This window comes from Vibrio sp. YMD68, assembly GCF_029958905.1.
Classification (GTDB): Bacteria; Pseudomonadota; Gammaproteobacteria; order Enterobacterales; family Vibrionaceae; genus Vibrio.
In genome coordinates this window covers 997432-1020646 of the sequence record NZ_CP124613.1, presented here as the reverse complement: position 1 = coordinate 1020646, position 23215 = coordinate 997432, and the positions used below count along the sequence as shown (strand labels likewise).

Here is a 23215-nt window from a genome sequence, read left to right as displayed (position 1 = left end):
AACTAAGCGAGGCAATAGTTTTGTGATTTGATACGCATATTGCATTATATGCAGAAGGGGTAATATAGATTTTTGTGATGTGTAACTTTGAAATGGCGAGTAGTGGAATGTGACAGGCATTAATTAAACAGAACTTCGTCCGAATCTAATTAATGCCTATAATGCTTATTTGTAAAGTTTAGGTGCCTGTCTTGAGCCTGACTAGTAATTAAAACGTGCGGCAATTGAAAATTGAGGACCGTACACGCCGTCATTACGTGCGCCAGCAAAAAGAACAAGCGCTTCAGTGGAATGAAAATTGACGCCGGCATGAAAAACAGAACGTTCATCGTGTAAACCAATTCGTCCTAATACTTCGATTTGATTGGCCAACCAAACACGGCCGCCTAGATTAAATTCTGGTTGGAATTCTGAACTAGAGCTTGAGCTATCAACAAAGTTAACATGATGAAGCAGTATTTGGCCGTAAATGTCTGCAAATGCGCCGATTGGTCCGTTAAAACCGACGCCAACAGCAGCATCCCAATCGTTATCAAACTGTGAATCTACGCGACCCACAAAGTGTGCATTTTCCATTAACATCATGCTGACTTCACCACCAATGGTCTGTGGTCCGAAACCACTTCTAAATTCAAAGTAGTTGTAACTGAAATTGTTCGCTTGTACAAAAGGGGACAAAACAAAAGTAAGCGCAACAAGGCCAATTTTTGAAAGTGTTTTTAACATAACTGCTCCGTAGTCATAGAATATGCAGATGATTTTTTGACGATACGGAAAAAGCCTGCAATAAACAGGCCATAAATATATAAAAATACGTTCTTTAGTCGTTTAGATTATAGAAGGATTAAATGATCCACTTCTATCTCAGGCTTCGACCCGCCTTCGTATTCGCCAAAGAGTCGAACTCGTGTTGTTTGATCAATTGGGCTTTGAATGTTGATATCGTCAAGGTCGATTAGAATTTCACCTGTTCCATCATTAAACATAAATTGGTCGGCAGCCAGTTGCTTTGTTAGAGTGCCTTCAATGATGACATCGTTATCAGAAAATGTTTTTGTGTTGGCGTTAATGGCCTCGATGGTGGTGACTTCTACTGGCCCAGAATAGTGGATGGGTCCTTTCTCTTTGCTGTGTGCGAAGCTAGGTAACGATGTTAAGGCGAGTGTACCTGCGATAGTGGCAACCATAAGATGCTTGTTCATAATATTCCCTCGATTCATTCATAATGAGACACTGTGTCATCGAGTCTATTTAACGACAGTCGGACTGAACACTACCTGAGTGGCATATTCATAATCGATTCATTCTATTGAGTAATCGTATCGCAAACCGTTATGATGAAAGAAATGACTTAACTCTAAAGACAGTATGAAAACAACGTTAGAATCAATTATGGTACAGGGCACTACATCGGATGCGGGTAAAAGTGTGCTGGTGGCAGGATTATGCCGTGTATTGGCAAGACGTGGTATCTCGGTCGCGCCATTCAAGCCACAGAACATGGCACTAAATAGTGCGGTGACCGAAGAAGGTGGTGAAATAGGAAGGGCTCAAGCCGTTCAAGCTCAAGCTTGTAATATAAAACCAAGTGTACATATGAACCCAGTGCTGCTTAAGCCCTGCTCGGATACGGGCGCGCAGGTCATACTACAAGGTAAAGCCATAGATGATATGGACGCGGTTGGTTATCACGATTACAAAGCGGTTGCGATGAACACGGTAATGGACTCCTATGGCCGTTTGTCGGACCAATATCAGAGCATTGTGATTGAGGGGGCTGGCAGCCCTGCTGAGGTTAATTTACGTGAAAATGATATCGCTAATATGGGGTTTGCTGAAGAAGCGGATATTCCCGTTATCATAGTCGCTGATATTGATCGGGGTGGTGTGTTTGCTCATCTTTACGGCACACTAGCCCTATTGTCAAAAAGTGAACAAAACCGAGTGAAAGGCTTTGTGATTAACCGCTTTCGAGGAGATATTGCGTTGTTGCAGTCTGGCTTGGATTGGTTAGAAGAGAAAACACAAAAACCGGTGTTGGGGGTATTGCCGTATTTACATGGTTTCAACCTAGAGGCCGAAGATGCCATTAACACAGCCCAGGTTCAGGGAAGCAGCACTAAACTGAATGTGATTGTTCCGGTGTTGACGAGAATAAGTAACCATACTGATTTCGATGCATTGAGGTTGAATCCTGATGTAAATCTTCGCTATGTCGGTAAAGGCGAGCGCTTGACGGGCGCTGACCTTATTATCATTCCTGGCACAAAATCGGTAAGAAGTGATCTTGAATATTTGAAAAGTCAGGGGTGGGATAATGATATTAAGCGTCATATCCGCCTTGGTGGCAAAGTGATTGGCATTTGTGGTGGTTATCAAATACTCGGGGAAACAATCAGTGATCCATTCGGTGTTGAGGGGACAGCGGGTGAAAGTGATGGGTTATCACTATTGCCGATTAATACTCAGTTAACCCAACAAAAGACGCTGACTAATGTAACTGGGGTGATGACCTTAAATGGTGAGGAGCAACCCGTCAGTGGGTACGAAATACATGTTGGTCAAACTGAAGTGTCAGGGAGACAACCGATACAACTGAATGGCGGGGTGTGGGATGGAATGGTTTCTTCATGCAATCAAATCTTCGGTACATACTTGCATGGCATATTTAATGGACCAGAAGTGACGTCGTTGATTTTTAATTGGGTCGGAGTGTCTGATATTGAGCCAGTTGATCATATTGCAATGAACGAATCGGCCATTAACCGTATCGCGGATGCAATTGAGGAGAATGTAGACCTCAATGTTTTATGGCCTGATCTTAACTAAGTACGGTATGCACCAGAGCCCGCTTAATCGATAAAAATAACCCACAAAAAAGCCGCGGTTAGAACAACGCGGCTAAATCAAAAGATGAGAGATTATTGTTTAATAAACACTTCTCTAAAGTCTTTCTTTAGAATCGCATCTCGGCGAGCTTTCTTAATTTGTTTTACCATGTCTTTAACGCAGTTATGCAGAACTTGATCAAGTAATTGTGTGCGGTACTCTTCTTTATCTTCGTCTGTCATATCTTTCGGTAAATCTAATGTTGGAAACTCTTCCATAACATTAACGCCCGCAAATGCTTGGCTTACAGAAATTAACGCGTGGAATTGTTCAAAATTATCGAGAACGTTTTGCGCACTTGCCGGTAAAGAGTTCCATGCTTCTCTTACTGCTTCTTCAGAAACTTCATGAATCGACGTCACCATAAAGTGCATAGCTTCAGGAACTTGGTCAAATTCAATGACCTGTTTTAGTTCCGCTGAAATCGTTGCTAAATCCACTTTTGGCTGTTCTGTTTGTTTTTCGTCAGTCATGACAATATCTCTTAGGGTAAAAAGGTTATGCTAAAAACTTATGATAAAAAGTCAATAAGCTAGACTTAAATAACTAGTGAAACATTTGATTTGAAGTGCTATAAAACTAATTAACGCTTTTTTAGGGAGAATATATGACAATTAATGGCTCCTCAATGCGAATACTCCTTGTTGATGACGTTCAGATGGATCGAATGCAACTGGCAATTCGTCTTAAACAACTGGGTCACCATGTTGAAGCAGTATCGAGTGGAAAAGAAGCGTTATCAATCTATTTAAAGTTCGATCCAGAATTGATTTTGCTCGATATTACGATGCCTGAGATGAATGGTTTTGAGTTGTCTCAAGAAATTCGACGCTTATACCCCGATTGGATACCGATCATCTTTTTAAGCAGTCATGAAGAACCCAGTATGATCGCCAAAGCCATCGATGCGGGGGGGGATGACTACTTAATTAAACCGGTCGATAAGCTTGTTTTAAACTCAAAGCTAATAGCAATGCAGCGTATAGCTCAGATGAGACGAGAATTAAAGCGTGCATCGATTAAACTGCAAGAACTCAACCAGGCGCTGCAACATCAAGTCAATGAAGATGGATTAACCTCACTATACAATCGCCGCTTTATCGATGAAAAACTTAAGGATATGATCAGCTGGCATGGTCGTCATAAGTTCCCTCTAACACTGATACTTATCGATGTCGATCGCTTCAAGTTATTTAATGATAATTATGGCCATATTCAAGGTGATAAATGTTTAATAGCGATTGCAACGTTGACCAAGGAACTGTTTTCTCGGAGTGCTGAGTATGTTGGTCGATATGGTGGAGAAGAGTTTGCCATACTGCTTAGTCATACAGGTCAAGACAAGGCGTTAAGTGCTGCAAAGCGGATAAAAAACGCACTGTCGGAACTGGCTTATCCTCATGAGTATAACGATGACTTTGGTGTTGTGACTGTCTCACAGGGTATTTATACCACGGTACCCAATGGGCATGAGTCCATCAATGATATTTATTCGAAGGCAGATGAGGCGCTTTACGCCGCGAAACATCAGGGCCGTAATACTTATGCTTTAGCAGATCCTACTGAGTTTTAGCGGATCCTACTGGCGAATAGTGAGCATGATGTTCGTCGGATGTCAGTCTCATTGATATGATAGATGTTGATTCTCATAGCATAAATACATCATTATGATGCTTATTCATTAGGTATATTCGAAGGCGATATATTGAGTTGTTTCCGATTAGCTGTACAGCTGGCGATCCCCTTGGCTATTTCATTTGTCATTCCCGTACGCGCATCGCAAAGTATTAGTGAGGCCTATAGAGGTCAATTAGAGCAGAACTTTGCCGCAGCGGTTATTTTGATGGACAACGACGTATTTACTTTTGGTATTCACGATTTTGACCCAAATGATTTGTTTCATTTAGGTAATGAAGATATCGGTACCGAGGAGTCAATCAGTCTTCGAAATCGAATTCAGGTAACGACCCTACCTTATACGTTAGATCTCTCCAATCAAGAAGATAAGCATAAGCAATCTTTGATGTTTCGTTTGTCAGGTTTAGTGTCTGAAAAAAACATTACAATTGATGGAGTCACCACCTCAGACGTAAATAAAGATCGAATGATTGCAGGTTATGTGGGTTATCAATACCAGTACTATATCACTGCTCAATGGAGCATAGAGCCGTCGTTTGCTGTTCACTTGATGCAATATAAAAATAGTTTCGAATATAGAAGTGACAAGTTGGTCGCAGTCAAAGAAATACTTGATGGGCGTTATGTTAATACATCGGCTTGGTCATTGATTTATGAGCCGACGGTCAACTTTAAATATGAACATGACAAGCCATGGGGAAGTTGGACAGTGTATTCTAACTGGCACTACTTTTATGGACACGGATGGGGAGAGGCAAATCAAGGCCAAATTGGCAACACAGAAGGCTGGTACGTTGCAAATGGCATCCAATCTATCTACAACTTTGACCGATGGGGTAAGGCCGTCCAGTCTGTATACAGCAGTTTTCGTCGTATCGATCTGGGTTCTGATATCAAACAACCATTAGGGACTGATTATTACTATGAGGCTTCTATCGGATGGTTAATGACGCCACCGTTTGATACAGAGTGGGTTGATAACGTAGGGATCGGTCTGAATTTTAATTACGGCAGTGCCTTGAAGGGCGGAAGCATCGTGTTGTTTTTTAACCAAGACTAGCGATTAACTACAGTTACAGTTACAGTTACAGTTACAGTTACAGTTACAGTTACAGTTACAGTTACAGTTACAGTTACAGTTACAACTACAGTTACAACTAAAGCGTGATCGAATTAACAAGACACTTTATTTCTTCCGGTTTGCTTGGCTTTATAGAGTGCTTTGTCGGCTTGCTTAATCACATTCTGCGGTTTTCTCTCAGACGACGAATCAGCTACACCAATACTAATCGTGATATTGACCGTTTCTGAGTTTTGATTTTTTCCACGTTGAGTGGCGCCCATTTTCTTATTCTTTGGTCGACTCGCCACATCTCTTAAGGCCATTTCATAGTTGGCAATGTCTTCGCGTACTAGCTCTAAATATTCCAGAACCTCTTTCGCATACCGCCCTTTAAAGACCGCTGTAAATTCCTCACCACCGTATCGATAGACTTTTGCTTTTCCACCTATCAGCGATAAACGAGCCGCGACAAGCTTTAGAACATCGTCGCCAGTGTCATGGCCGTAAGTGTCATTGAACGCTTTGAAATGGTCAACGTCTAGCATGGCAATGCTGTACTTTCTGCCTAATTGTTTTAGGTCAGACTCTAGAGCGTGTCGGCCAGGAATGCCCGTTAGCCCATCGTTAAATGCGAGCTCATGACTGGCTGATATGAGGTAAATTAACAGCAGTAGCCCAGCTAAACTGAACATAGTGCTAGAAATGTAGGGGATATCAAAACAAATGAATGTCACGCTGGCCGTAATGATGGAAGAGTAAGAAACAACGTCAGCAATACGGTTGTTCTTAAGCACTAGAATCGCCGTGATACCGGTTAATGCACAAAGATACAGTACGAGAACAAAAGGAAGGCTAGAGATTTGTGGAATAGCAAACAGCAGGCCTTCGCGAAAGTAGCCTATACTGTCGATACCAAAATGCGTAATGGTTAAATAAGACCAAGCGAGAAGCATGATATTGATAAAGACAAAAATGATAAAGCTTTTGCTGGTCAGGTTAGAGTCTTTAAATGCGTAGGTAAGAAGCGAGGCTACGGGCAGTAAGAAGGCTAATAAAGACAACTCAAGTAAAGTTGTCCCCGTACTTAAAGAAGATTGAAGTCGGTGCTGGATAATCCAATAGCTTAACAGCATCGTAATCGCTACCATCGCACAGCGACTTTGGTTAAAGCTGTGGCCTAAGATTAACGCAGCAAGAAACAGAACAATGGGTAAATTCACCGCGATATCAAGATTGCCCTGAGTAACGGTGATAACGTTAGTCATGCCGAGCCACAATGCAGCAATAATAAAAAGAGGGAAAGAGACCCTAAACCAATTTGACGCGACGATGGATGGAGACATTATAAAGCAGGATACCGATAGTTAATGTTGAATTTCTTCAAAAGACCGTACTAGGATACTGTGATTTATTGATTTGCCAAGCTTTTTGCTAGACTTATGGGCATTAGGTTAATTTACATCGTATTATTGTATCATCTTCATGGCCAAAAACTTGTTGTTGTTCGGTGGTTAAGCTAAGTTATTTCTATAAGAATCAAATTGTAAGATCATATGTGTTTGACTGAGGAGTTAAGAATGCAGATCAGTGTTGATGTTCATAATTACATGGAAACTCTAGTTGGACATGTGCTTAGCAACGACGAATATACGGATAATTTTGACCATGAACAACTGGCTGATATAGCTTGTTTGGCGCTAAGTCAGTTAAGGCCTGTTTATATACGGCATGATATCGATTTTCTTTCCGCACTTCCGGAAGCAAGGCTTATTGTGTTGAAAGAGTACACAGAGACGGCAATCGTCAATGCTGTTTCTATGATATTACAAGATCGTCGACAAGCGAGAGCAGATGATGTTCCAGTGATGTTTAGTTCACCGCGGTTTGACGATGATGTTGAATTGGAGTGGTTCGAAAAGCCACTCATCCAAAGTAAAAAATAAGAGGTTTAATAAGTGGGACTATTTTCTCGGCTGTTTGGGTTTGGCAAATCTAATGAAGGTATCGCGGAAGAGGTGATACCAATCGAGTATAAGGGCTTTATGATCTATCAAGAACCCCTTGCTGAATCGGGACAGTATCGAATTGCAGGACGAATTACCAAACAAATCAATGATGAAGTTCTGTCACATCGATTTATTCGCTCTGATGTCTTGTCTAACAAAGAAGATGCAAACGAATTGATGCTTAAGAAGTCACAAATGTTCATTGACCAAATGGGCGATAACATTTTTTCTTAGCTGTTATCAATTTGACAAAAATCATAAATATCCGAGTCGTAAGCCGTTATGCTTACGACTCTTTTTTTAATCCACATAAATTCCTGTTTACTATGGTCTTTTGTTTGCCTGGTATGACCTCTGCTTACTGATGGAGTTGTTGTTTTTTTTCACCATTAGTCGCAGTATTAATGAAATATTTTGGTCTGATGTGGTGTTTTTAGTATTTTTATTACAAAACGCTTGCAACTGCATCAGCCGTTAGATAAAAGATCCTAATCATTGTGCCAATAGTCAAGGACAAACTATGCAAATTGGTGTACCTAAAGAAATTCTCGCGGGAGAAACGCGAGTCGCTGCATCACCGAAATCGGTAGAGCAGTTGATTAAACTTGGTTTTGAGGTCTCGATCGAAACCGGAGCAGGCAGTTTAGCCAGTTTTGATGATTCTGCTTATGAACAAGCCGGCGCAAAAGTGACGTCTAAAGATGATGTTTGGCAAGCCGACCTAATTCTCAAAGTCAATGCGCCGATTGTCGACGCAGAGAGCAGCATCGACGAAATTTCACAGTTTAAAGATGGCGCAAGCTTAATTAGCTTTATTTGGCCTGCACAAAACCCTCTATTAATGGAACAGCTTTCGAGCAGAAACATTAATGTTATGGCGATGGATGCTGTACCACGTATATCCAGAGCACAGGCACTTGATGCTTTGTCATCAATGGCCAACATAGCGGGTTATCGCGCTGTCGTTGAAGCGGCTCACCAATTTGGACGATTCTTCACAGGTCAAATCACTGCAGCGGGTAAAGTTCCGCCTGCTAAAGTGCTTGTTGCTGGTGCAGGGGTCGCAGGTTTAGCGGCTATTGGTGCCGCGGGTAGCCTTGGAGCGATTGTTCGTGCATTTGATGTGCGCCCTGAAGTTAAAGAACAAGTGCAATCAATGGGCGCTGATTTCTTAGAAGTTGACTTCGAAGAAGACACCAGTGCTGGTGACGGCTATGCAAAAGAAATGTCTGATGAATTCAACAAGAAAGCCGAAGAACTGTATGCAGCTCAGGCTAAAGATGTTGATATCATTATCACCACGGCGCTTATTCCTGGTAGGCCTGCACCGAAGCTGATCACCAAAGAGATGGTTGATAGCATGAAAGCAGGGTCGGTGATTGTCGATCTCGCTGCGGCTAATGGTGGGAACTGTGAGTACACCGTTGCCGATCAAGTCGTAACAACAGCTAACGGTGTTAAGGTTGTAGGTTATACCGATATGGTAGGCCGCTTGCCGACACAATCTTCTCAGCTGTACGCGACGAACATCGTCAACTTACTGAAACTGTTGTGTAAAGAAAAAGACGGTACCATCAACATAGATTTTGAAGATGTTGTCCTCCGTGGCGTTACCGTCATTAAAGAAGGCGAAGTGACTTGGCCTGCACCGCCTATTCAAGTTTCAGCTCAGCCTCAAGTAAAACAAAAAGAGACAGTTAAGTCGGAAGCGAAAGTCGAAGAACCGACGTCACCAATTAAGAAGGTGATTGGATTAGGTATCGGTCTTGCGGCTTTTGGTTGGGTCGCTTCTGTTGCCCCTGCTGCTTTCCTTGCGCATTTCACCGTCTTCATTCTTGCATGTATTGTCGGATACTACGTTGTATGGAATGTTTCTCATTCTCTACATACGCCGTTAATGTCAGTCACAAATGCGATCTCAGGCATCATCGTCGTTGGTGCGTTATTACAAATTGGTCAAGGAAGTGGCGTTGTAACTTTCTTATCGTTTATCGCCGTACTCATTGCAAGTATCAATATTTTTGGTGGCTTTACCGTTACTAAACGTATGCTTGAAATGTTTCGTAAAGACTAAAGGGAGTAACAAATGTCTGCAGGATTAGTACAAGCGGCTTATATTGTTGCTGCAATCTTTTTCATCATGAGCCTTGCTGGTCTTTCCAAGCAAGAATCGGCTCGTGCAGGTAACTACTACGGTATTACCGGTATGGCAATTGCGTTGGTTGCCACTATTTTTGGTCCAAATACAGAAGGGCTTGCTTGGATACTTCTCGCTATGGTTATCGGTGGCGCTATCGGTATTCATTACGCCAAGAAAGTTGAAATGACTGAAATGCCAGAGCTCGTCGCGATACTGCACAGCTTTGTTGGTATGGCAGCAGTATTGGTTGGTTTTAACAGCTACATTGATCCGCCAGCCGTTATTTCAATCGACCCGGCTGATATTCATGCCGAGCATGTTATCCACTTAGTTGAAGTTTTCCTCGGTGTGTTTATCGGTGCTGTTACTTTTACCGGTTCATTGGTAGCGTTCGGGAAATTACGCGGCATCATTGATTCTTCGGCACTGAATCTTCCACACAAGCACAAACTAAACTTAGTTGCTATCGTCGCGTCTTTACTGCTTATGATTTACTTCGTGAAAGCTGATGGAAGTATGTTTGCATTGCTTCTGATGACATTGATTGCGTTCGCTTTTGGTTGTCATTTAGTCGCATCCATTGGTGGAGCAGACATGCCGGTTGTTGTTTCAATGCTGAATTCATATTCAGGTTGGGCAGCAGCAGCAGCAGGTTTCATGCTAGCCAACGATCTTCTTATTGTGACTGGTGCATTGGTCGGCTCGTCAGGTGCGATTCTGTCTTACATCATGTGTAAAGCAATGAACCGATCGTTTATCAGTGTAATTGCGGGTGGTTTTGGGCAAGAAGTCAGCTCAAGTAACAGCGATGAAGATTACGGTGAGCACCGTGAAATTAACGCTGAAGACGTGGCTGATATGCTGAAAAACTCTTCTTCTGTGGTTATCACTCCAGGTTACGGAATGGCGGTTGCCCAGGCTCAGTACCCTGTGTATGAAATAACAGAAAAGCTACGCGCTCTAGGCGTAAATGTACGTTTTGCTATTCACCCTGTTGCAGGTCGTTTACCGGGTCACATGAACGTACTACTGGCTGAAGCAAAAGTGCCTTATGATATCGTGCTTGAAATGGACGAAATCAACGATGATTTGAGCTCAACGGATACGGTTCTTGTGATAGGCGCAAACGACACAGTAAACCCAGCGGCGCTCGATGATCCATCGAGCCCAATCGCGGGGATGCCAGTACTTGAAGTATGGAATGCACAGAATGTGATTGTATTTAAACGTTCGATGAACCCTGGCTATGCTGGCGTACAAAACCCATTGTTCTTTAAAGAAAACACTCAAATGTTATTCGGAGATGCAAAAGAAAGCGTGGATGCGATTTCTAAAGCATTATAGTATTTTGATGTTTTAATCATAAAGCCAGCTCTAATGAGGTGAACCCATTAAGCTGGCTTTTTGTTTTCATTCTTGACGTTGATATTACAATCGATATGTATATTTATGTAAGAATGTTTTATAGTTCTTAAACGTAAATACTTTCGATTATCTAATTTGATTAAACGCGCATTCCAATTCTTGGTTCTCATTTCAGCATTTACGTCGACTAATGTACTTGCCAATTCATTACCTGAGAGAATTGATAACTTCATCAGTTACTTTAACTTCGAAGATGCCATAACTTCTTATGATATCCGAGTTATTCAGGCGGAGTATCCGACAAAGCTAATCACGCCAGATTCCTTACTTCCCAGAACGGCAGAATATCCACTGCAAGATATTCAGCGACTGTATCGATTATCTCAATCGTGTACGGGTAAACTACCTCTTAGCCCACTTATCACCGAACCGCTAGTATTCACAAGAGCAATATGCAAAGAAACCAATCTTTCAGTCCGTTGGTTTGCTCGTAGCGGTCTTATCCACCCAGGTGGCGGTTCTTACGCGTATCGCTGGGTTGCAAAATACCCTGAAACCAAACAGCTTTTAGAAATGTTCATGCACATTCAAGAAAGGCCATTGTCTCCCCCAAATACTCTATTGGGCCGATTACAACGGATGAATCAAGGCAGCATTACCGCATTGATCAGTGGTGCAAAAATGTTTATCGAGAAAGATGAACTGTGGCTAAAACAGGGAGACATATACTACATTTTTGGTGCCAATCATTGGCAATCGAATGTCAGTAAAGCTGAACTAAGTTTTGCGCTGTCGAGTGAAAGTTCCACATGTTTTGTGCAGCGGGGGAATATGTGTTGGGATATCGAAGATCATTCCGATATCCTCCGTATTTCAATGATAGCCCTGGTTTTTGCGAATATCTTGCTCGTTGCCGGGTGGTCGGCTTATCGCTGGAATTCCAAACGACAAGAAATGAAAAGCCGGATGTTAGTTCTTCAGATACTGACCCACGAACTGAGGACTCCTATCGCGAGCTTGTCACTCACAGTGGAAGGGTTTAGGCGAGAATTTGAGCATTTGCCGGAAAGTGTATACGATGAATTTAGACGATTATGTGAAGATTCGCGAAGATTACGGCAATTAGCCGAAGCAAGTAAAGATTATTTACAATCCGATAACAAACCCCTGAACACAGAATGGGTACCATCTGTTTCAGAATGGTTAGAGTATAAAGTAGCGGACGAATTTAAAGGCGAGATTCAATTCGCTATCAATAAAGATATCGCCGCGAAACTGAATGTTTACTGGCTAAGTAACTGCATTGATAATTTAATACGTAACGCACTTAAATATGGAGTCGCCCCAATACTGATTGATGTGACGACTGCTGCGGATCGTCTAACGATCAAAGTGATTGATCAAGGTGAACTTTCACACCGAGATTGGCGTAGCTTAAGAAAACCGTTTGTAAGCAAGTCAGGCCTGGGATTGGGCCTCACAATTGTTGAATCTATGGTCAGTCGAATGGGTGGAAAGATGACACTCGTTGGGCCACCTACTACTTTTATTTTGGAGATCCCCTGTGAAACAGACACTGCTACTCGTTGAAGATGATAAGAACTTAGCTGACGGTTTATTAGTAAGCCTTGAGCAAGCAGGATATGAATGTTTACATGCAGAGACAATTGCTAGCGTGGCACAGCACTGGGAAAAGGTCGATCTCGTCATTTTAGATCGCCAATTGCCCGATGGTGATTCCGTAGAGCACCTTCAGAGCTGGAAGAAGCTTAAAGATGTACCTGTCATATTATTAACCGCACTTGTGACGATCAAAGATAAAGTTGCAGGTTTGGATTCGGGGGCTAACGATTACCTCACCAAACCATTTGCAGAAGCAGAGTTGTTTGCTCGTATTCGTGCCCAACTTAGGCTGCCTGAATCAGAAGAGGTTGATGATTCAAAAGTCACCACGCCGAATTTAACGATCGATAAAGCAACGCGCGAAGTTTTTTATCATGGCGAATCCATTACCTTAACTCGTACCGAATTCGATCTGTTACTTTTCTTAGCAAGCAACCTAGGTCGAGTATTTACAAGAGATGAGCTACTCGATCATGTTTGGGGTTACAACCACTTTCCTACAACAAGAACCGTTGATACGCACGTGCTGCAACTTCGTCAAAAGCTATCAGGGTTAGAAATCGAAACCCTACGTGGTGTTGGCTACAAGATGAAAGCGTGATGAAGCCTTTACCGTTTGTTGCTTTATTGGTTGTTTGCTTTCCTCTGGCGGCGAACGATGTGGGGTGGTTTGAGGAGAATACCTCGTTAACTCAAGCGCATCAGTATTTGCTAGAAGATGATCTCGATTCCATGTTTGGTTCAATCGTTAAGGTTCATCAACAGAATTCAAGTACCTCTATTGAAGAACATTTGAATCGGCTGCTTATCCACTCACTTGACGTTGATTGTGGTAAAGGGCTCGATAATAAACGTCTACCCGAGTGGTTAGCATCTGCATCGGTACGTAGAACCAATATTCAGAGCCCAGGTCGAGACATGTACAATGTCACGGTCTCTATTGAATCAAAGAAAGAAATAGAGAATATCGTATTTAACCGTTGGGTAGATAAACCCATCTCAACAGATAGTGAATTTGCGTCCATAGAATCTAACTCTGATAAAAAAACGGTCTACCAAAAACGTTACAACCTCAATAGCCGAATTCCACCAGGACTCTATCGACTGGATGTGACCGCCGTCGATCAGGAAACCTGGAGTTCATGGATCGTCTTTGTTCACACTAAAGCGAAACAAGTCGTAAGGTGGCAATCTAAAGATCAATGGAGCATAGAGAAAAATGCGTTGCTCAATGAAAACTGTCCGCTTCCTGAGTTGACGGTGGCTCTCTACGATTATGTTGATGGAAGCTATAATGAAGTTTGGAGTCGAAGCTATGAATCTGACTTTCCGACGTCATTTGAACCTAGAAGCATCGAACCAGAAAGATATGTATTGGCTGTATCGATGACGAATCAAAGGTGGCAAGGCCCTGTATTAATCGAACAATCTCAAATAATCAGTAAAACATATGATGTTTCTGTAGAGGAATAGTTAAAGTTCATAGACAATAAGTCGTTATAAACCCTAAGGGAATAACAGTTTATAATATTATGAAAAATAATCTTAGATTTTTGACTTTGTCTATCGCTCTTGCCAGTGCCTCTGCGAGTGCTGCTAATTATGCAATTGAAGCCCGTGGTGATGCGATGGGTGGCGTAGGGGTTGTTTCGGCAAACTTTCTCACCGCTCCATTTTATAACCCTGCATTAACAGCAATCTATCGCAGAAACGATGACGTTGGAATGCTCATTCCAAGCATAGGCTTATCTTACAGTGACGAAGACAACATGGTTGATGATCTTGATCTGGTCGCTGGGCTTATCAACGAAGCGAGTTCAGGTGATTACTCTAATATTGCTAATCTTCAGTCAAGTCTTGATAGTTTGAACGGAGACCAAGCTAAGTTAGAGCTGGGTGGCGTTGTTGCTTTTGCTATTCCTAATCAATACATCGCTGCTAATGTCTTTGCAAAAGCTTATACCGAGTCTTTTGCTTCGCCTGATATATATACTGAAGCTAATTCTGCACTACCGCAAGCTGATATCAACACGGCAATTAATGCTGAGCTAAGTTCTGTCAACGCAGTAGGAATAGGCGTTGCAGAAGTTGGCATCTCTCTTGCCAAGTATCAAACGTTTTTAGGCCAGCACATTGCATTCGGTATTAGCCCCAAATTACAGAGAATCTATACTTACGTTTATTCAGCCGATCTGGACAACTACGATATTACGGATATCGCAGATAATGGTACCAGCGAAACCATGTTTAACATGGATGCCGGTTTTCTTTGGTTCCATGGACCTCTTAGAATAGGTTTTACAGCAACCAATCTAGTATCAAGAGATATTCAGACCAAAGAGCTAACAAAGAGCGCGATTACATCTCAAATAGATCCGACACAAGTTAGGCCTGCGGAAACATTGAGCTATGCGTATCAATTACGACCTCAGTACACCGTTGGCGCGGGGCTTGTTGGCGATTACGCTACCATCAGTGTTGATTATGATTTGAACGAAGACGAACGTTTCACCGGATTCGACGATAATACTCAGTGGTTAAGGGTAGGGGGCGAGATTGATATTATGCGTCAATTAAAACTCAGGGCAGGGTACAAGCGTAACCTTGCGTATGAGGATAGTGACGACACGGTGACGGCTGGTATCGGTATATCCCCACTCAACTTATTTCAAATGGACATCGGTGCAAGCTATACCAATGAAAATTCTATGGGTGTTTACTTAAACTTCCTTGGTAGCTACTAATATCGCTATCTCTAGTCATCATTAACGTATATAGTCAGCTCCTCATTATAGAGGAGCTTTTTTATGTTTGACGATCTTTCATTAACCCACGAAGAGCAGCAAAAGGCTGTAGAGAAAATCCAAGAACTGATGCAGACAGGTATGAGTACCGGACAAGCGATAAAGTTGGTCGCTGAGCAAATTAGAAAAGAGCACAGCGAAAAGCAATAGGGATTTCCTAATGCTTTATATCTTGGTGCACTATAACTAAATATTTTAGATTCAAGATACCGCGACTCGTATGACTTTAACCGGAATATATAGATATCACACATTTGATATAACATGAAATCGGGAGTATCTCGTGATGGCAATTTATTATTATCTATACTATTCAATGTCTTGGGTTAGATTTATGTGCTGTCTATGTGGTCGAAATAAAAGTAAGGCGTTTGTTTATTAATGGCACGACGTGAAGAATGAATGCACTAGCTTTATATTCTTCAACTAGACACCGTAACAGAATGCAGTCAAAAAGAGCCTAGAATAACGGTGGTTAGCTATAAGTATAGTTACGCCGTCACTGATTGGTGAAGTGTGAACCTTCAAACCTGCCATGATGGGAGCCGTCAATTTGGATAAGTTCACCCAAGCAATCACGGCGGTAACGAGGCTGATAGGCCCGAGGTTTGCGTTGTGAATGTGGAAGCCACAGTCCGTCGGCGATCATCCATTGACGGAGTGTTTCTTTAGAGACGGATAGATTATGTAGTTCAGTCAGTTTTTCCAGAGCGAACGTTGGTGAGAAGTCAGAGTAATGCTCACGAATACGTTTCAGTATTTCAATTCTGAAATGTTCTGAGTAGCGTCGATTACTGGGGCGTCCACGCGCTGCGTGTGTAAGACTTTGAGCGCCAGAGAGACAAGTTTGTTCACCAAACGTCGGATATGACGCGCAGACAGATTCAAAATGATAGCAGCATCAACTTGGCGTAGTCGTTTTTCACGTACGTCAGTAAGCACCTTGAATCGATGAATATCTTTTTCACTCATAGTAATAAGCATCCGGATAACTCCTAAGCAGACCAATATAGGTAAGCTTAGGAGGACATTTTCAGTTGGCTCAAACCGGACATTACTAAATTGCTCTGATACTTTCGGTGCGTATTATCTATCTTATGTTAAATTATTTATGTAGGCCTATAGGGCTCGTTCAATACTTATACCCGACTCTCTCATTACTCTATTGAGGCATTAAACATAACGCTTATTTACCATAAAATAGATAATAGCTAGCATACAATCTATCGATGTAAGCCAGCTATTATCTTTAAGCTGTCTTTTCTAGCCGCCGGCCAATTTTACCGTGTGGCCTTTTTTTTCAAGATGAGCTTTAATCTTGTCTCGAGCGTCGCCTTGAATCTCAATGGTTCCGTCTTTAACAGAGCCACCGCAGCCGCATACTTTTTTAAGTTCGGCTGCAACTAACTTTAGTTGGGCATCGGCTAGATCTAACCCTGAAACAATACAAACCCCTTTGCCTTTACGACCTTTGGTTTGTCGCTGAATGCGCACAATACCATCACCTTTAGGTCTTTCTACAACTTGTTCTTCTGGTTTGATACGTCCGACGTCGGTTGAATACACTAGACTCATAATGACTATTTTCTCTGTTGCTCGGCTTTTTGTTTCGCAATTATATACGCTTCAATATGCTTTTGTATCGCAATTTTCGAGCCTTTAATGAGTCTGCCGTTGAAAAAACAATACCAGGCGTTAGCCTCACCCGTATCGTTTTTTAATGCATAGCCATTAAAGTTTTCTGCTTGCGGTGAGCCTGATGATTCACGCTTTCGCCCAACGGAAGTGAACTCTTTTGGATCGATTATTGTAGCGGTATCGCAAAACCAATCGATACTCTTCTTCACCGCAGCTAAGCTACCGGACAAAACGTGGTTCTTAATTTTAGCTTGCCAAATATCGCTGGTGTTATCGGCAGACTTTAAGTTAAAACCTTTATAAATTGTGACAGCCATAAACGAATATTCTTATTATGATAGTTATTTAAATAATAATTGTATCTGCTCGCTTATCAAGTATATTTATCGATTATCTCTCATTTACTGTGTCTGATATGCAAAAAAAGATCCCACAGGTTACTGATAAACGGCGACTAAATGATTGGCGGTCAACTTTTGGGTCTCAAGTTACCTTAGAGGAATTCGATATGTTGACCCATGGGGTATACTCTCGAAACTCTTTACTTGCGATGGTCAAAGATTGGAATCTTTTCTCTGAATTCTGTCAAATCAAGCAAGTCAGTTCACTCCCCGCTTCTGTCACTGTTGTTCGCTTATTTATTGAGCGGGAGGCGAAAAAGCGTAAGTTTTCCACCTTGAAACGTTACGCGGTCACCCTATCTTTGGTTCATCGGCTACTCTATGATACAGACCCTGTTTCTAATAGCTTGATTCGGCAATTACTGGCGAGTTATCGAATGGAAAAATTCGGGGATGCAAAGCAAGCACAAGGCTTAACCCTGAATCACATTAAAGAACTCGATAGAATATTGACGGAAACACCGAGCCCTAAAAGTGTTCGTGATCTAGCCATCTATTACGTGATGTTTGAATGTGCCTTAAAGCGTTCGGATCTAAAATCCTTGTCTTTTTCTGATCTCACCGAATGTGAAAATCACTATCTTGTATCAATCAAAGATCACAGTTATGAGCTTAGCCACCGGTGTTCTTCCATTTTGAAATTGTGGCTGTCGGTCGCAGGTGATAACCCGGATCTCTGTTTGTTTCGTGCGATAGATCGACATGGTAACGTAAGCAGTGCTCAAATGGATGACTCTTCGATTTACAGAGTATTAGCCTCAGCGAGTGACCTGTTAAATCTTTCCGTTAAATTTTCAGGGCAATCAACTCGTGTCGGAGCCGCTCAGCATTTGGCCAGTCGTGGTAAAAAAGCCAAAGACATTCAAGAGTTTGGTCGTTGGTTGTCCCCTGCTATGCCTTATCAATACATGGGTCTAAAGCAAACAGCAGAGGATGAAAAGCGAGTTTATAAGATCATTAAGCCTTGGGAGTAGCTTGCCCAAGAGAAGTGTTCACGCAGTTTTCGAGGAACTTATGAAATTGGTGACCGTTGTTCGCTAGCATCTTAGGAAACATAGAAATGGGCGTCATTCCAGGGAAGGTATTTACCTCATTTAAATAAATGTGACCATCTTCAGTTAAGAAAAAATCAATTCGAGATAAATGGCGTAATCGCATTTGAGTAAAGACTTTTCTCGCACTGACTTCTATTGCGCTCAACTGAGTTTGTGTGAGGTTACCAGCGACTATTTCGGTAATAGAATGGCTGTCTGCACTGTATTTTTCTTCATAGGTATAAAAAGCATCGGAAGGTGCGATAACTTCACCCGGCTGAGATAAGAATAGCTGGCCATCATACTCGTAAGCGGCGACCTCAAGTTCTCTTGGCTTTACTGCTTTTTCTACTAATACTTGATCAGAATATCCGAAAGCGGCATCGATAGCCTCTTGAAGCTGTGATGATTCAGTTACCTTGTAACATCCCACAGAAGAGCCTTGTCTAGCGGCTTTAATAAAAATACTGCCCCATTCTCTTAGTGCTTGCTCTGCTTTTTCTAAAGAGTGTGAATCATTCTCTGACAAGAATAAATAAGGTGTATTTTTGATGCCAAGCGCGTCATACCACAGCTTTGAGGTAATCTTGTTAAAGCTATTGGTACTCGCTTCTGGTCCACATCCGAGGTATGGGATTTCAGCTAGCTCGAGCATCGATTGAATGTCTCCTGTTTCCCCTGGAAAACCATGGATACAAGGAATTACAAAATCAATATGAAGATTTTTGTCTTCACTGTTCAACGTAGCGGTATTGGTATCAAGAGAAACGAGTTTATCTGATTCATTAAACCAACCGTCTTGACGTATTTCTACGCGCACCACATCAAAGTTTGGAGTCAAAGATAGCTGCTGCTGCAGATAGTTGGCCGAGACTAAAGACACTTCATGTTCAGAAGAGCCTCCGCCACACAGTAGAAGGATGGTTGTTTGAGTCATTAACGTAGTTTCCATAACGCTATAAAATTCTTGTCTTCATCATAATGAAAATGAACCAAAACGATAGCGTAACCCAGATTAAATTACGCGGTTTTGGTTCATTTGATGTTTTATTCACCATAACATGGGCATATCGCTGCGAAGCTCAGCCTCTATGATTTCTAGTATGGTTTCTAGTTCAATTTATTCAGTGTTGGGAATTCTGAATTCTTAATCGAATCGATGCTTTTGACAAATGGTTTTAGGTTTTTGAATTCCATTGGCAGTGTAGCAATGGCTTCTTTCGCTTCACCACGTGTAGCGTAATCACCATAAAGCACCGTATACCATTTTGTACCATTTACTACCTTATAGTTTTCCCAGACAGGTTGTTGGTTGTCCATAGGAAGTTTACGCGCAAATTCATCGACTTTTGTTTGAGAGCCTACCGCAACGACTTGAATAGTAAACCCATAACGTGGGTTCATAGCGACCTGTTTAGCCGTCGGTGGAATGATGGCAACAGCAGCCTCAGGCGTTTTATTCATCACCTTCTTCTCTGCAGTAGGGACAACTTTGGCTGCGTTTGTTTCAACGTTACTCTCAACAATACCTTCGGCAGTGCCTTCACTCGAAACCACTGGCTTTTCTACTTCAGCAACCTTGTAGTCTTCTCTATAACTTTCTGATGTGACATCTGTAATGTATGTGTCAGAAGCACAAGCCGATAGAAGTACCGATAGGCCCACAATTGAAATCTTTTTCATGAATGTACTTACGTCCTAAAAATAGAAATTACTTTAAATCATGCCGATTGAAGAGCTTAGAATCAAGCCAACCTTTTAATTATATATCAATACTCTGTGATGCATGGCACAAAGTCACTTTTATACCGTGTTCTACTGTTCAGAACGAGTGAGAAATGGTCACCAAAGCGACTTAAATTGATTAATCTATAGAGATGACTATTGCAGTGGACGAGCCATGAATACATTAGATCAGCTTCTAAAACCTAAATCCGTTGCCGTTATCGGTGCTTCAATCAAAGATCGACGTGCCGGTAATATTGTGATGAAAAATCTTTTATTGGGTGGATTTGAAGGTGCGATCATGCCCGTTACCCCTAAGTACCCTTCTGTGTGCGGTGTACTTGCGTATAAGAGCATCGATGCGTTACCAATAACGCCAGACATCGCCGTATTATGTACACGAGCAAGCCGAAATGTCGCCTTAATAGAAGAACTGGCGCTAAAAGGGATATCTACGGTTATTATTCTGGCTTCAGACATGGCCCGAACAGACGATGAAATATCGATTCAAGATCGTTGCTTAGAGATAGCCAAACACTCAAATATGCGTTTGCTTGGTCCAAATAGTTTGGGGATTATTCTGCCTTGGCTGAATTTCAACGCGTCTTTTTCCCCTATCACTGCCCTTAAAGGAAAGATCGCATTTATATCCCAATCCGCTGCGGTGTGTACCACCATCCTCGATTGGGCCAACGATAAGAACATTGGTTTTTCTGCTTTTGTTTCTCTGGGTAACGGTCTGGATATCGACTTTGCAGAGCTTTTGGATCGTTTAAGCATGGATTCGCACACAGAAGCGATTCTACTGTATGTCGATACCATAAAAGATGCGAGGCGATTTATGTCCGCTGCCAGAGCCGCTTCTAGGAATCGAAGAATCTTGGTTCTAAAAGGTGGACGCACCGCCAGTGGCAGAAAAGCGGCAAGGCTACATACTGGAGGTGATGACACGCTTGATATCATTTATGATTCCGCGATTCGTCGTACGGGTATGTTAAGAGTGAATAATACGCATGAGTTATTCGCTGCGGTAGAGACTCTGACGCATTCTGTACCATTGCGTGGCGAGCGATTGGCGATCATAACGAATGGGGGTGGGCCTGCCATTATGGCCGTTGATACTCTCTTAGAGCGTGGTGGTAAACTGGCTCAGCTTGACGAGGAAACGCTAAATAGGCTCAGTACGGTATTGCCACAGAGTTGGTCGCACAGTAACCCCATTGATATGGTTGGCGATGCGGGAAATCGTCGCTATGTCGATACACTCAACGTCTTACTCGACAGTAATATCGCAGACGCTATTTTGATCATGCATAGCCCGTCGGCAGTATCACCTTCCGAGCAGACAGCTCAAGAAATCGTTGATGCCATTAGAGCGCACCCTAAACATAAGCAATTCAATATTCTAACCAATTGGTCTGGCGAGCTTACCGCTAAGCCTGCAAGACAGATCTTCACCCAAGCAGGAATTCCAACGTATCGCACCCCAGAAAGTGCTGTTGTTGCTTTCATGCACTTGGTCGAGTATCGACGAAATCAAAAACAACTAATGGAGACCCCGACCTCCGCTGAACCGGTTCACATTGGTGAACTTAATCACGCTAAACAATGGATTGAGGAGAAGTTGGAACAAAATCATACCTTGATGTTGGATACTCATCAGATCGGTTCATTCCTAAAGTATTTCAATTTTAATGTGTTACCGACATGGATTGCTTCTGATGCGAGTGAAGCCGTGCATGTTGCTGAAAAAATCGGTTACCCTGTTGCGGTGAAATTACGTTCTCCTGATATTGCGCACAAGTCGGATGTTCAAGGCGTTATGCTTAACCTGAGAAACAGTGTTGAAGTTGCTAATGCGGCGCAAGCGATCCTTGATAGAACCAAGTTGTCATACCCCGCTGCACATATTCATGGATTATTGGTTCAGGGAATGGGCAAGTTGGCGGGTGGCGAGGAAATACGGATTAAAGTCGTGACGGACAACACATTTGGGCCTGTCATATTGATTGGGCAAGGTGGTTCAGAGTGGGATGAATCCATTGATGCCGCCGCAGCGCTTCCCCCGCTTAACATGACACTGGCTCGCTATCTGATCGTGAGAGCGATAAAAAGTGGAAAAATTCGACCGCAAAAACTTCCAGATCCTATGGATATTGATGGGCTATCCGAATTCCTAGTGCGATTGTCACAAATGGTGGTCGATTGCCCTCAAGTTCAACAACTGGATATTCATCCACTACTGGTGAATGGTAACGAGTTCACTATCCTTGATGCGGATTTAGTCTTATCTCGCTATAACAAGGACGCCCACGAACGATTAGCTATTCGGCCTTATCCAGTTGAAATGGAAGAAAAACTGACGTTAAAAGACGGTACAGAAATATTGCTGAGGCCAATTCTTCCTGAAGATGAGCCGCTTCATGCTGAGTTTATTCACAAGGTATCAAAAGACGATTTATATAAGCGCTTTTTTACTGACGTTGGTGAGTTTAATCATGAAGCGCTGGCCAACTTCACCCAGATTGATTACGACAGGGAAATGGCCTTCGTTGCGGTTACCTATACCGCAGGCAATCCGACCATCATTGGTGTGTCTCGTGCTTTAATCAATCATCAAAATAGTGATGCCGAGTTCGCCATACTGATCCGTTCCGATCTTAAAGGCATAGGATTAGGTAAGATCCTCATGGGCAAGATCATTCAATATTGTAAAGATAAAGGCACAGCTCAAATATCGGGAATGACGATGCCAACCAACCGAGGTATGCTGACGCTGGCACAGAAACTCGGGTTTGAAGTTGATGTTCAATTTTCAGATGGAACCGCAGACATGGTGCTTAGGCTCAATGATCGAAGAACCTAGAGCCGTTTGTAAATGCCATTAAG

Annotated in this window: 23 protein-coding genes; 14 read left to right on the top strand and 9 right to left on the bottom strand. The window is 42.3% G+C overall.

Annotated features, from left to right (window positions below; genetic code table 11):
* Positions 1–201 precede the first annotated feature (201 nt).
* Together QF117_RS04590 and QF117_RS04585 are read right to left on the bottom strand one after the other, a co-directional pair.
* Complete coding sequence (locus QF117_RS04590) at positions 202–726, bottom strand: hypothetical protein (RefSeq protein WP_282384957.1); 525 nt, start codon at positions 724–726, stop codon at positions 202–204.
* Positions 727–833: 107 nt separating this feature from the next.
* The gene (locus QF117_RS04585; protein WP_282384956.1) at positions 834–1202 is read right to left on the bottom strand and encodes a NirD/YgiW/YdeI family stress tolerance protein; all 369 of its coding nucleotides are present in this window, start codon (positions 1200–1202) and stop codon (positions 834–836) included.
* Between the two features lie 166 nt (positions 1203–1368).
* Between QF117_RS04585 and QF117_RS04580 the strand changes: the two genes are divergently transcribed.
* Positions 1369–2829 (top strand): cobyric acid synthase, encoded by a 1461-nt coding sequence (locus tag QF117_RS04580; protein WP_282384954.1) that lies wholly within the window; start codon positions 1369–1371, stop codon positions 2827–2829.
* A 92-nt stretch (positions 2830–2921) separates the two neighbouring features.
* Here the strand turns inward: QF117_RS04580 and QF117_RS04575 are convergent, their stop codons facing one another.
* Entirely contained in the window at positions 2922–3362 is a 441-nt protein-coding gene (locus QF117_RS04575) for a DUF3069 domain-containing protein (RefSeq protein WP_282384952.1), read from the bottom strand.
* Between the two features lie 134 nt (positions 3363–3496).
* Here QF117_RS04575 and QF117_RS04570 point away from each other — a divergent pair, with 134 nt between their 5' ends.
* A complete protein-coding gene (locus tag QF117_RS04570) occupies positions 3497–4462 on the top strand; it encodes a diguanylate cyclase (protein WP_282384951.1) in 966 nt (321 codons plus the stop codon).
* Positions 4463–4594: 132 nt separating this feature from the next.
* On the top strand, positions 4595–5587 hold the full coding sequence (locus QF117_RS04565; RefSeq protein ID WP_282384950.1) for a Solitary outer membrane autotransporter beta-barrel domain: 993 nt from the start codon (positions 4595–4597) through the stop codon (positions 5585–5587).
* Between the two features lie 113 nt (positions 5588–5700).
* Here QF117_RS04565 and QF117_RS04560 read toward each other — a convergent pair whose 3' ends face one another.
* Positions 5701–6933, bottom strand: a complete 1233-nt coding sequence (locus tag QF117_RS04560; RefSeq protein WP_282384949.1) for a GGDEF domain-containing protein — start codon at positions 6931–6933, stop codon at positions 5701–5703.
* Positions 6934–7167: 234 nt separating this feature from the next.
* On the opposite strand from QF117_RS04560, the gene QF117_RS04555 reads away from it, so the two are divergent.
* The 9 genes from QF117_RS04555 to QF117_RS04515 all read left to right on the top strand — a co-directional run bounded on the left by QF117_RS04555 (position 7168) and on the right by QF117_RS04515 (position 15678).
* Positions 7168–7533 carry a late competence development ComFB family protein gene (locus QF117_RS04555; RefSeq protein WP_282384948.1) on the top strand — a complete coding sequence of 122 codons (366 nt, stop codon included), beginning with the start codon at positions 7168–7170 and terminating at the stop codon, positions 7531–7533.
* A gap of 12 nt (positions 7534–7545) precedes the next feature.
* Positions 7546–7830 (top strand): HlyU family transcriptional regulator, encoded by a 285-nt coding sequence (locus tag QF117_RS04550; RefSeq protein ID WP_282384947.1) that lies wholly within the window; start codon positions 7546–7548, stop codon positions 7828–7830.
* Positions 7831–8116: 286 nt separating this feature from the next.
* Positions 8117–9670: a Re/Si-specific NAD(P)(+) transhydrogenase subunit alpha gene (locus QF117_RS04545; protein ID WP_282384945.1), complete on the top strand. Its 1554-nt coding sequence runs from the start codon at positions 8117–8119 to the stop codon at positions 9668–9670.
* A gap of 12 nt (positions 9671–9682) precedes the next feature.
* Positions 9683–11080 (top strand): Re/Si-specific NAD(P)(+) transhydrogenase subunit beta, encoded by a 1398-nt coding sequence (gene pntB / locus QF117_RS04540; protein WP_282384943.1) that lies wholly within the window; start codon positions 9683–9685, stop codon positions 11078–11080.
* A 156-nt stretch (positions 11081–11236) separates the two neighbouring features.
* Positions 11237–12691 carry a sensor histidine kinase VxrA gene (gene vxrA, locus QF117_RS04535; protein WP_282384942.1) on the top strand — a complete coding sequence of 485 codons (1455 nt, stop codon included), beginning with the start codon at positions 11237–11239 and terminating at the stop codon, positions 12689–12691.
* On the top strand, positions 12666–13325 hold the full coding sequence (vxrB, locus tag QF117_RS04530; RefSeq protein ID WP_282384941.1) for a response regulator transcription factor VxrB: 660 nt from the start codon (positions 12666–12668) through the stop codon (positions 13323–13325). The genes vxrA and vxrB overlap by 26 nt, the downstream gene beginning before the upstream one ends.
* Positions 13325–14197 carry a DUF2861 family protein gene (locus tag QF117_RS04525; protein WP_282386151.1) on the top strand — a complete coding sequence of 291 codons (873 nt, stop codon included), beginning with the start codon at positions 13325–13327 and terminating at the stop codon, positions 14195–14197. Before vxrB ends, QF117_RS04525 begins: the two co-directional genes overlap by 1 nt.
* Positions 14198–14256: 59 nt before the next feature.
* Positions 14257–15468, top strand: coding sequence for a conjugal transfer protein TraF (locus QF117_RS04520; protein ID WP_282384940.1), 1212 nt, complete (start codon positions 14257–14259; stop codon positions 15466–15468).
* 63 nt (positions 15469–15531) lie between these two features.
* Positions 15532–15678 carry a YoaH family protein gene (locus QF117_RS04515; protein WP_282384938.1) on the top strand — a complete coding sequence of 49 codons (147 nt, stop codon included), beginning with the start codon at positions 15532–15534 and terminating at the stop codon, positions 15676–15678.
* A 603-nt stretch (positions 15679–16281) separates the two neighbouring features.
* Here the strand turns inward: QF117_RS04515 and QF117_RS04510 are convergent.
* The 3 genes from QF117_RS04510 to QF117_RS04500 all read right to left on the bottom strand — a co-directional run bounded on the left by QF117_RS04510 (position 16282) and on the right by QF117_RS04500 (position 17483).
* Positions 16282–16512 (bottom strand): hypothetical protein, encoded by a 231-nt coding sequence (locus QF117_RS04510; RefSeq protein WP_282384935.1) that lies wholly within the window; start codon positions 16510–16512, stop codon positions 16282–16284.
* A gap of 279 nt (positions 16513–16791) precedes the next feature.
* Complete coding sequence (gene yciH / locus QF117_RS04505) at positions 16792–17103, bottom strand: stress response translation initiation inhibitor YciH (RefSeq protein WP_282384932.1); 312 nt, start codon at positions 17101–17103, stop codon at positions 16792–16794.
* A gap of 5 nt (positions 17104–17108) precedes the next feature.
* Entirely contained in the window at positions 17109–17483 is a 375-nt protein-coding gene (locus tag QF117_RS04500) for a DUF3319 domain-containing protein (RefSeq protein WP_282384929.1), read from the bottom strand.
* Positions 17484–17581: 98 nt separating this feature from the next.
* Here QF117_RS04500 and QF117_RS04495 point away from each other — a divergent pair, with 98 nt between their 5' ends.
* Positions 17582–18541, top strand: a complete 960-nt coding sequence (locus QF117_RS04495) for a tyrosine-type recombinase/integrase (protein WP_282384926.1) — start codon at positions 17582–17584, stop codon at positions 18539–18541.
* On the opposite strand, the gene QF117_RS04490 is transcribed toward QF117_RS04495, so the two are convergent.
* Entirely contained in the window at positions 18525–19538 is a 1014-nt protein-coding gene (locus QF117_RS04490; RefSeq protein WP_282384923.1) for a D-alanine--D-alanine ligase, read from the bottom strand. The two genes, QF117_RS04495 and QF117_RS04490, sit on opposite strands and share 17 nt — an antisense overlap.
* Positions 19539–19711: 173 nt before the next feature.
* On the bottom strand, positions 19712–20284 hold the full coding sequence (locus QF117_RS04485) for an SPOR domain-containing protein (RefSeq protein ID WP_282384921.1): 573 nt from the start codon (positions 20282–20284) through the stop codon (positions 19712–19714).
* Between the two features lie 217 nt (positions 20285–20501).
* Between QF117_RS04485 and QF117_RS04480 the strand changes: the two genes are divergently transcribed.
* Complete coding sequence (locus QF117_RS04480) at positions 20502–23192, top strand: bifunctional acetate--CoA ligase family protein/GNAT family N-acetyltransferase (RefSeq protein WP_282384919.1); 2691 nt, start codon at positions 20502–20504, stop codon at positions 23190–23192.
* The last annotated feature ends 23 nt before the right edge of the window (positions 23193–23215 follow it).